Source organism: Shewanella sp. 8A (assembly GCF_023475945.1).
Lineage (GTDB): Bacteria > Pseudomonadota > Gammaproteobacteria > Enterobacterales > Shewanellaceae > Shewanella > Shewanella xiamenensis.
The window spans coordinates 1-1,809 of sequence record NZ_JAMDJP010000072.1 but is presented as its reverse complement, the minus strand read 5'-3'; the positions used below and the strand labels follow the sequence as shown (position 1 = coordinate 1,809).

Sequence of the window (1,809 nt, the reverse complement as noted above, 5' to 3'; positions counted from 1 at the left end):
AACATTAAAAGAAGTAGTATATATAGTAAAAAAAGTCCAAAAACACCAAAATTTGAATGAAATAAAAGAAATGAATTGTGAGGGTTATAATCATATGGTTCAATTGTTACCATATCAAATAAATTAACACCTAAAAGAAATGTTTTAACATTCAATAATGAAAAATACTCCTTAATCATGCTATGTCTAGGAGATTCTAAACCCTCTGAGAATTTAGTTTGTAAAATAAACTCGAATAATATTTCATGAAAATAAAAAACAAAAAACAATAAACTAACAGAAAAAATAATAAAAAACATACGCTCTGTCTTATTAGAGTTATATACAAAAACAGAAAGCAGCAATAATAGTGACAAAAAGATCCCAGAACGACCAAATAACAAAACACATAATAAAAAAACTACAATAGCATTAATACGGCCATGAGGTATTTTATCTTTAAGTTTAACAAAATATGAGCAATAAAGAGAAAGCATTAATACTAAATAGCCTGATATATAATTATAACTAAAACCTACAGATATAATACCTAGATATTGATGAAATAGCATACCTTTCATTATGGCTAAAATTAGTAAAGTAAAACAAAAAAGCAAATAACTATAATGTAATAACGTAACAATTCGCTTCATCAAAAATTGAGTTGATGAAATATGTACAGCTAATATCCATGAGGATAAGAAAATGAACGAGTTAAAAAAAACTCGTGTTATTTTATAATTTTCTATAAGTAATGAATATATAAAAAGGAAAAAAATTACAAATAAAAAAAACAAACTAAATTTATTTACATAATATTTTTTAGAATCAAAAAAATATGAGAATAATATAAAAATAGGGAAGCATGCGCTTACTGCTAAGAGAAAATTATTATCAATGAACTTAGCTATTAAATAAGAAAAAAAATAAAGCACAACAAAAAATGATGTGGCAACATATTTGAAACATATGCGTTTGGTCATTTCCTACACTCAAAAAAATCATTAAGGTCATGATATATAACATTAGCCTTAGTATTTAATCCAACTGAAGATGATATAGTAATTAAAGTATCAACACCATCACAGGCCAACTCAACTAACTGGAAAGGGACTGCAGGTGGAATAATTCTATTATTGAAGTAAATACTGTAATCAGTATCTTCTTTTGGATGAGGTTTAATGTATATTTTTTCGCTATCAGGATAGCAACAAAGAATAGCTTTATACATATTAATTTTTTCAATCTCAGTCATAAGACCAAATTCTGAATAATATCCTGTCAATAAAACTTGAATCTTGTTTTCTATATTGAAATTCAAACAAAATAAATCTATGATTATTTTTTTTTCATTAGGTGCTTTTTTATTCCATTCAAAATGAATGTCTTTAAAAAAAATTTTATCTACTAATTCATCTGGCCAATCAACTTGAGATGTAAGTATTATCCTTTTCACTTTTTCATTGGCGCCAAACTCCTCCCCATGAAGAAAATATCTTTTTAGCTTAGCATATCTGTTAATGTTACTTGTTAACTCATAGTTAGCTCTACCATCTTCTAATAGTGTAAAGTCATTATTCATATAAAAAAAAGAATAAAATATATGATCTTGACCAAATTGCTTCATATTTTTTAAATCTAATTTAAAAAGTTTTAATATAGAAAAAATTCTAATAAAAAATGAAAATCGACTACCTTTACCAGAACTCACATAAATGTGAGATTTAAAATTAGATCTAATTTTTTCTGGCACACCATCAGAAAAAATAAATAATGTGTCATCAATTTGATCAAAATAAAACAAAGCATATAGTAGCAATGTGTATACTG

Annotated in this window: 2 protein-coding genes; both read right to left on the bottom strand. The window is 25.2% G+C overall.

Annotated elements, in window-relative coordinates; genetic code table 11:
• A partial coding sequence (locus M0413_RS22530) for an O-antigen ligase family protein (protein WP_249555731.1) occupies window positions 1–560 on the bottom strand: 560 nt, incomplete at its 3' end.
• 398 nt (window positions 561–958) lie between these two features.
• Window positions 959–1,809 (bottom strand): glycosyltransferase family 52 (locus M0413_RS22525; RefSeq protein WP_249555729.1); only part of this gene is annotated, 851 nt, incomplete at its 5' end.